The sequence below is a fragment of the Microvirga sp. jy35 genome (assembly GCF_056148915.1).
The window spans coordinates 1-8,312 of sequence record NZ_JBWBEW010000083.1 but is presented as its reverse complement, the minus strand read 5'-3'; the positions used below and the strand labels follow the sequence as shown (position 1 = coordinate 8,312).

Genomic DNA, 8,312 nt, shown 5'->3' with positions numbered 1-8,312 from the left:
GGCATCGAGACCACCCAGATCTACACCCATCTCGACACCTCCCGCCTCCACCAGATGGTTCGCGACCTCCATCCGCTCAATGAGGATGAACGCGAGGAGCGCACGACAGCCGCTTGAGCAGTATGGGCAAGGGGCTCGGAGGCCGCGCTTGATCCGAAGTCTTGCGGCGATACACTGAGCTTGTCCATCCTTGCGGGTGACACTCGACACGGGCGACACGGTCCTGGGCACCATCGAGCTGACGGACAGGGCACTGGTGCTGGAGGCGAACTCCCGCGAGCGGGCCGAGCGCGGACAGACCATTCTGGCCGACTTGGCCGGGGCGCTGGTCGGGCCGGCTCTGACAGAGATCGAAACGCTTGACCAAGTCATGGCCAAGCACGACGGTGACGTCCACCAGGACAAGGCCAGTGATCTTCCGGCCGAACTGCAAAACGAACTCGTCCATGGCGCTCTGACTGACCACTACCGCAAGACCCTCGACGAGCCTATCCCGGCGCTCGGGAATCTGAGCCCAAGGGCCGCCGCCCAAACCGCTGCAGGCCGGCGCAAGGTCGTCGACTGGCTGAAACATATCGAAAATCAGTCGAAGAGCCGGAGACTGCCCGACGATCCGATGGCCAGCTACGACTTCACCTGGCTCTGGCATGATCTGGGCCTGGAGAAGCTCAGACGATAGATCCGGCTCGTCGACATGGTAGCAGTGGCTCAGCTCTGAAGGTGATGGCCTTTGAGAGCGATGAGCGGGCCTATGCGGCTTGCCAGGTGAACAGCCTATGCAACAGGTGAGGCTTGCCGTTTGAGACAATGATCCGAGCCTCCCCTCGCCCGTCAGCTGTCGAAATGCGTCAAGGTAGGCCCAAACTGATGGGCTACGAGGGTCACCAGCACTCCAACGTTGCTCCCGAGGATCCGGGCACCTTCGCTTAGCCTTTCCAGGGGCTCTTGCCTCCCAAGAGGCCCTGGGGTATCAACTCGCGTTAGCACTCCCATGCGTCGAGTGCTAATCGTGCTGCTCGGCGCAGACGAGTGCCCCCAATTCCAAATCGAGGAGGCTCACCCATGACATTCCGTCCGCTGCACGACCGCGTTGTCGTCCGCCGCATCGAAGCTGAAGAAAAGACGGCCGGCGGCATCATCATCCCGGACACCGCCAAGGAGAAGCCGCAAGAGGGCGAAATCGTCGCCGTCGGTCCCGGCGCCCGCGATGAGAGCGGCAAGGTTGTCGCCCTCGACGTAAAGGCCGGCGACCGCGTCCTGTTCGGCAAATGGTCCGGCACCGAGGTGCGTATCGACGGTCAGGATCTCCTGATCATGAAGGAATCCGACATCATGGGCGTGATTGAGAAGACAGCCGAAGCCCAGAAGGCCGCTTAAAACAGCTCAGACCAAACAGGTAAGAACCACAGGAGGTTAGCTCATGGCTGCCAAAGACGTAAAATTCTCCTCCGACGCTCGTGATCGCATGCTGCGCGGCGTAGACATCCTCGCGAATGCCGTGAAGGTCACGCTGGGTCCCAAGGGCCGCAATGTGGTCCTGGAAAAGAGCTTTGGTGCTCCGCGCATCACCAAGGACGGCGTGACCGTCGCCAAGGAGATCGAGCTTGCCGACAAGTTCGAGAACATGGGCGCCCAGATGGTGCGCGAGGTCGCCTCGAAGGCCAGCGATGTCGCCGGTGACGGCACCACCACCGCGACCGTTCTAGCCCAGGCCATCGTGCGCGAGGGCGCCAAGGCTGTGGCCGCCGGCATGAACCCCATGGACCTCAAGCGCGGCATCGACCTCGCGACCTCTGAGGCCGTGAAGGATATCCAGTCCCGCGCCAAGAAGGTAGCTTCATCCGAGGAGATCGCCCAGGTCGGCACGATCTCGGCCAACGGCGACGCTTCGATTGGCGAGATGATTGCTCAGGCAATGCAGAAAGTCGGCAACGAGGGCGTGATCACCGTCGAGGAAGCCAAGACTGCCGAGACCGAGCTCGATGTGGTGGAAGGCATGCAGTTCGACCGCGGCTATCTCTCGCCCTACTTCATTACCAATGCCGAGAAGATGATCGCGGAGCTCGAGGATCCCTACATCCTCATCCATGAGAAGAAGCTGTCCTCTTTGCAGTCGTTGCTGCCGATCCTCGAGGCTGTGGTGCAGACCAGCAAGCCCCTGCTGATTGTGGCAGAAGACATCGAGGGCGAGGCTCTGGCGACGCTGGTGGTCAACAAGCTCCGTGGTGGCCTGAAGATCGCGGCGGTGAAGGCTCCCGGCTTCGGCGATCGCCGCAAGGCTATGCTCGAGGACATCGCGATCCTGACCGCCGGTCAGACGATCTCCGAGGACCTCGGCATCAAGCTCGAGAATGTCACCCTCGATATGCTGGGCCGCGCCAAGCGCATTCGCATCGATAAGGAAAGCACCACGATCATTGATGGTGCTGGGTCTACGCAGGACATTGAGGCTCGCGTGGCGCAGATCAAGGCGCAGATCGAGGAGACCACCTCGGACTACGACCGTGAGAAGCTCCAGGAGCGTTTGGCCAAGTTGGCCGGCGGCGTCGCGGTGATCCGCGTTGGTGGTTCGACCGAGATCGAGGTGAAGGAGAAGAAGGACCGCGTCGACGATGCCATGCATGCCACCCGCGCGGCAGTTGAGGAGGGCATCGTTCCGGGCGGCGGCACAGCCCTGCTACGCGCCAAGGCTGCGGTTGCCAAGCTCACCAGCGACAACCCTGACGTAAAGTCCGGCATCAACATCGTGCTGCGTGCCCTTGAGGCTCCGATCCGCCAGATCGCCGAGAATGCTGGTGTCGAAGGATCGACGGTCGTCGGCAAGATCAACGACAACACCTCGTCGGACACCTTCGGCTTCAACGCTCAAACGGAAGAGTTCGTGGATCTGCTTCAGGCCGGCATCGTCGACCCGGCCAAGGTGGTCCGCACCGCTCTGCAGAATGCTGCGTCGGTCGCCGGTCTGCTGGTCACCACCGAAGCCATGGTGGCCGAGACGCCAAAGAATGATGCTGCTCCGGCCATGCCAAGCGGTGGCATGGGTGGCGGCATGGGCGGCTTCTAAGCCCTGCCTCCAGCGTGATATGCGAAGAGCCCCGGAGCGATCCGGGACTCTTCATTTATGTTGTCCGGCTGCTGCAGCCTGGGATTGTTCTCAGGTCGTAAGGTCAATGTCGAGGTCGAAACGACCTCGCCTCTGGCAACCAGGATGACCGTGATCGACTGGTGGGATGTTAGCGGTCGGGAAACGAACGCCGACGTGGTTCGAGATATTGATGTTGCCGGACTCTACGAAACCATCTTCGAAAGCTTCCGCCGTCTGCCCTAATGGCGACCTCATCTCGACGTAAGGAGATGTTGCATTAGTCAAGCCTAGTGGCCTTGCATCTATGAGTTATCTTATGAGCAGCCATACTCCTGCATGGGGCCGCGAGGCAAGTTCTTCGATGAGACGCAAAGCCTGACGAGGCGGAAAATGGCGCACGCGAGCACCGATACCTTGGCGATCCGTGTCATGGATCGCACGGATCTCGATCAGGCAATCGACTGGGCGGCAGCCGAGGGCTGGAACCCTGGCCTCAAGGATGCAGAGTGCTTTCAGGCTGCTGAGCCAGCAGGGTTCCTGATGGGCTATCTTGATGCCGAGCCCATCGGCTCCATCTCGGTCGTGCGCTACTCCAGCACATTCGGGTTCCTCGGGTTCTACATTGTCCGGCCGGATCAGCGCGGGCATGGGTTCGGCTATCGCCTCTGGCAGGCCGGCATGGACTATTTGGAGGACCGCACAGTCGGCCTCGATGGTGTCGTCGCCCAGCAGGAGAACTATGCCCGGTCTGGCTTCGTGTTCGCCCACCGCAACGTGCGCTTTGGTGGCAGCCCGCAGGTCGAACCTCCTCGGGACAAGCGCCTGAGGTTAGTGAGCTCTGACCTCGTCGCGGCCGTTCTGGCCTACGACCGCTCGTTCTTTGCCGCGCCGCGAGAGGCCTTTCTGCGCTGCTGGCTCAGGTCGGAGGCCCGGACTGCCATGGCCTTCGTGGAGGATGGGACAATCAGGGGCTATGGCGTCATTCGGGAATGCCGAGACGGCTATAGGATCGGTCCCCTCTTTGCCGACAGTGAGCGTGAGGCGGACCTGCTGTTCCAAGCCCTTGCAGCGCAGGCTAAGGGGGCTACGGTCTTCCTGGATCTGCCCGAGCCGAACCAGGCTGCCGTTCAGCTGGCGGCCCGCTTCAGCCTTTCACCGGTGTTTGAGACAGCCCGGATGTACCGTGGCGTGCGGCCGGACCTGCCGCTTACCCGAACCTATGGGATCTCGACCTTCGAACTCGGATAACAGCTCAAATCTACGGAGAAACTGGCAACGTCGGACAACCGTCCCGGTTTGTGGCAGGCAAGCATTTTAACAAGAAGTCGGTAGTTAGTACTGTGGCAAGGTCCTCCTGATCAGGAGGACCTCATGAGGACCAACCATCGGCTGGCCCAGCTGTGGCTTGACGCTCTTGCGACGGAACTCGGTGCTGCAGCCGGCACCATCGACACCTACACCGACGATCTCAACTGCTACCTTGTCTGGCTGGATGAGAACAGCCTCGGCCTCAACGATGTGGGCTTGGAGCACATTCGGGACTATATCGCCGCTCTCGATCAGCGCGGCTACGCCGGATCGACCATGGCCCGACGGATTACGGTCGCGCGTGGCTTGCACAAGTTCCTGATCGCCGAGGAGCTCGGCTCCCGCGATCCCACAGCCCACCTGTCGACCATGCGCCGGCCTCGCAAGCTGCCCTTCGTCCTGTCGATTGCCGAGACGGAGACGCTGCTGGAGACCGCCGATGCCCTCGCGGCCGATCCCTCGCTTGGGCTGTACCGGCAGGCCGGGTATGCCCGGCGGGCGGCTCTGTTCGAGACGCTCTATGCCTCGGGTATGCGAATCAGCGAGGCGCTGTCACTGCCCTCCGATGCGGCGCCTTCCGGCACCCGCATGCTGCTGGTGCGCGGCAAGGGCGATAAGCAGCGCCTCGTGCCCTTGCAGCCATCGCCCAGTGGCAGACGCTGGCCCGCGCCTACTCCGGCGGAGCGCCCTCCCCCTGGCTGTTCCACTCGGTGCGCAATGGCGCCAAGGCGCTGACGCGCCAAGCTGCCCTGCTGGAGATCAAGGAGGCAGCGGTCGCGGCGGGGCTCTCTAGCCCCGAGCGGGTGTCGCCGCATGTGCTGCGCCATGCCTTTGCCACCCACATGCACTCAGGGGGCACGGACCTGCGCGTGCTGCAGGAACTGCTCGGCCATGCTGGCATCGAGACCACCCAGATCTACACCCATCTGGATACCTCCCGTCTCCATCAGATGGTGCGCGATCTCCATCCGCTGAATGAGGAGGAACGCATCACCGCTGACTGAGCAACTGGCGCGCGACAGATCTCGATGCCTTAAAAGGATATGGTAAACATTTGTAAACAGGTTCGAGCAGACCATGTGCCCTGCGTTTTAATAGTCATGTTTTTTGCAGGTGCTCCCATGAAGAATGCTCGACGCTTCCTTGTTTCTCCATGCATTGCTCGCCTCATTTCGCGAGAACGAGGGATCGACCGCCAAGTCGTCGAGGGCTACCTCTCATCCCAGCCCGGCAAAGACCAACTTGTTCGGTTGGAAGCGGATCAAGCTCACTTTGTGCTGTCAGGACAAGATTCAGAAGGGAACTTGGTAGAAAAGCTAGCGCCGCTTCCACGGGAACATGCCGAGGCTCTGTTTAGCCTGTGCATCGGGCAGATCTCTTATGACCGCCTCCACCTGCTACCGCAGAGCGGTCTGAGCCACAGGATACAGCTTGATCGTGTTGTATATCCCAGCAGCTTTGATCTCATCACCGTCGATTTTCATGAGATCCAGCGGGCAGAGGCCTTCGAGATCCCGACTTGGTTCGGGCCGGAGGTGACTACCGAGTTCACTTATGAGTGGCGCTATATCGCTCTCAACGGCTTCCAGTCGAACCTTGAGGTGCCGCTCTCAAGCCAGCAGGTCGAGGCGGTGCTCGATATGCTGGATCAATCCCGGGCAGCCACGAAGGAAAGTAATATCTCGGCTGCTGACGATGTCATTGTCGCTCTCAGCCGCTCGCTTGAGACGTCAGGCCTCCTGAAGGCAGCAAAGGAGACCAACCCTCCTCCAGAGCCAGAGCCTCTCCCTGAAGAGCTTCGCGAGCCGGTGAGGAAGACAGCCCAATAACCTGAAACCGGGCCAGACAAAATAAGGGAGCGCTGCCGTGATCAGGCAGCGCTCTTTTTGTTGGTCTCATCGCAAACTCTGGTTCTAAACATAACTCCGCATGAGTGAGTCACATACTGCCGCTGCAGCGGGCCATTCTGACTCGGTTGCATTGCTGATTGTCTGTGTCGACACAAACTGTGATGGAGCAGACTGTATGTTAAGATTGCCGCTGTGCTAACGGGATGCAATCCGGCTCTTCGGTATTGCGACTCGCAGGCGGATAACTCGGGCTACTGTTCGGTACACAAGCCGAACGGAGCGGTCTTTCTGGCGTGCCCTTTCGCCAACGCGATGCTTCTTGTTCCAAGCTCTGTTGCCCCCTCCAGCTTGCTGCAGCCAACTGGAGCGGATCCGCTCTCTCCCGTGTAGACGCGCCCTGGATACCGCAGTCGTGAGCTTTGTCGGGCGCTTGCGCTCAATGTCCTTACCTCGGCCTCGCGTGCTGATCGCTCGCTGCGGGGGTGTTCCAACTGGAGTTCCCAATTGAGTTCCCACTGCAGCAAGGTGCTGGCGAGCCCTTCGGCAGTACTCGATGCTGAGGGCGCTCATTCTGTCTGAGCCGTGCCCGGCGCGGTATTTCATCAGTGCGCGACATAGGTTTCCATTGGCCAGTCTCCAGGCTCTAGCCAGATACCCCACACCATAGCGGAGATTGGTCGTTGGCTCAGCCAGTTCGGCGGAGGATCCCTCAAACCCCAGCAACGCGGCTGTCTTGGGTCTCACCTGCATGAGCCCAATCTCGCCGATGCTGCCAACAGCAGCCGGATCGTACCGGCTCTCAATCTGCACAACAGCGTCAACAAGGGCCGGCGGCACCCCGTTGGCTGCGGCCACTTCGGTGATGGCAGGCAGATACCTGGATCGGTCTTTGAGAGCACGGGGAAGAGAAGCAATCTCCAGAATGGCTGATGTGGTGATCGGCTCAAGATCAGGCGGCAGGGGAAGCGAGGCAAGCTGCCAATCCACATCGACTTCGGCGATGTTAAAGTCTGGCTCGGCCATGCCTGAACTTGGAACCAGCAGGATGAATACTATTCCGCATACGACAAGACGCAAACTGAACATCGGCCAGGTTCCCTCAAGGGCGGCGCTCTACTCAGCTTTTCGCAAATATGTTGAGAGATCGTTTATAGCTGCATTCTGTGTTGCGAAAGGGGTGAGCATACGGGCTAAGCTCAACCTGAACGCGGTTCAAGTCGGCTCCTGCGCGGGAGGCCTGATCTTCGTCCCACCTGTCTCAAAATTTTCAAGCAGGGCTATTGCCAGTTTATGGTATGGATTAACGCTTGATCATTGATTGGCTGTGTCGCTTTACCTGGGGCGACCACACGAGGTCCTTGCCTGCATCTCCCAGCAATCGAGCTTTGCGCGGTGCGCGACACAAGCACTTCATGGTTTGAAGAAAGGATCCCTGAAACGGAAGCCCTCGGGAGAACCAAAAGACTCCCGAGGGCACGGTGTGGAGGTGAGATGAAGCTGGCAGGCTACACCGACTGCTAGAGGCTGAGACGATGCTCGTTTGCGTGTGCCAGTCAGGTCTGCTGTCAGCTTCAGTCCTCGTCCGCTCCAGCCGTTCCGATGAGGATTTCGCGCTTGCCCGCATGGTTGGCAGGTCCGACGATCCCTTCCTTCTCCATCCGCTCCATGATTGAGGCCGCCCGGTTATAGCCGATCTGCAGGCGACGCTGAATGTACGAGGTAGAGGCCTTCTTGTGCCGCAGGACAATCGAGACCGCCTGGTCGAACAACTCGCCCGACCCTAGCCCAATTTCGTTCTCGTCGAAGACCGGAGCCTCCTCCGGCTCCATTTCCTCGTCCTCCTCGGCCGTGACCGCCTCCACGTAGACAGGTTTGGCCTGTCGCTTGAGGTGAGCAACGACCCGTTCGACCTCCATGTCTGAGACAAAGGGGCCGTGCACGCGAGCAATGCGGCCGCCTCCTTGCATATGAAGCATGTCGCCTTGTCCCAGCAGCTGCTCGGCGCCCATCTCGCCCAAGATCGTGCGGCTGTCGATCTTGGACGTGACCTGGAACGAGATCCGGGTCGG

At 60.4% G+C, this 8,312-nt stretch carries 9 protein-coding genes; 7 read left to right on the top strand and 2 right to left on the bottom strand.

The window, feature by feature from the left end:
- The first annotated feature begins 190 nt into the window (after positions 1-190).
- The 7 genes from AC0QTX_RS26905 (at position 191) to AC0QTX_RS26875 (ending at position 6,222) form a co-directional block, all read left to right on the top strand.
- Positions 191-679 carry a hypothetical protein gene (locus AC0QTX_RS26905; RefSeq protein ID WP_474606861.1) on the top strand — a complete coding sequence of 163 codons (489 nt, stop codon included), beginning with the start codon at positions 191-193 and terminating at the stop codon, positions 677-679.
- 383 nt (positions 680-1,062) lie between these two features.
- Entirely contained in the window at positions 1,063-1,377 is a 315-nt protein-coding gene (gene groES / locus AC0QTX_RS26900; RefSeq protein ID WP_474606860.1) for a co-chaperone GroES, read from the top strand.
- Between the two features lie 43 nt (positions 1,378-1,420).
- Complete coding sequence (groL, locus tag AC0QTX_RS26895; protein ID WP_474606859.1) at positions 1,421-3,064, top strand: chaperonin GroEL; 1,644 nt, start codon at positions 1,421-1,423, stop codon at positions 3,062-3,064.
- A 411-nt stretch (positions 3,065-3,475) separates the two neighbouring features.
- Positions 3,476-4,333, top strand: a complete 858-nt coding sequence (locus AC0QTX_RS26890) for a GNAT family N-acetyltransferase (RefSeq protein WP_474606858.1) — start codon at positions 3,476-3,478, stop codon at positions 4,331-4,333.
- Positions 4,334-4,456: 123 nt separating this feature from the next.
- Positions 4,457-5,128, top strand: coding sequence for a site-specific integrase (locus AC0QTX_RS26885; protein ID WP_474606857.1), 672 nt, complete (start codon positions 4,457-4,459; stop codon positions 5,126-5,128).
- Positions 5,104-5,397, top strand: a complete 294-nt coding sequence (locus AC0QTX_RS26880) for a tyrosine-type recombinase/integrase (RefSeq protein ID WP_474606856.1) — start codon at positions 5,104-5,106, stop codon at positions 5,395-5,397. The genes AC0QTX_RS26885 and AC0QTX_RS26880 overlap by 25 nt, the downstream gene beginning before the upstream one ends.
- Positions 5,398-5,514: 117 nt before the next feature.
- Positions 5,515-6,222 (top strand): CYTH domain-containing protein, encoded by a 708-nt coding sequence (locus AC0QTX_RS26875; protein ID WP_474606855.1) that lies wholly within the window; start codon positions 5,515-5,517, stop codon positions 6,220-6,222.
- Positions 6,223-6,438: 216 nt separating this feature from the next.
- Here the strand turns inward: AC0QTX_RS26875 and AC0QTX_RS26870 are convergent, their stop codons facing one another.
- Both AC0QTX_RS26870 and AC0QTX_RS26865 read right to left on the bottom strand, forming a co-directional pair.
- Positions 6,439-7,266: a lytic transglycosylase domain-containing protein gene (locus tag AC0QTX_RS26870; protein WP_474606862.1), complete on the bottom strand. Its 828-nt coding sequence runs from the start codon at positions 7,264-7,266 to the stop codon at positions 6,439-6,441.
- 548 nt (positions 7,267-7,814) lie between these two features.
- On the bottom strand, positions 7,815-8,312 hold a 498-nt coding region (locus tag AC0QTX_RS26865; RefSeq protein ID WP_474606854.1), incomplete at its 5' end, for a DNA translocase FtsK.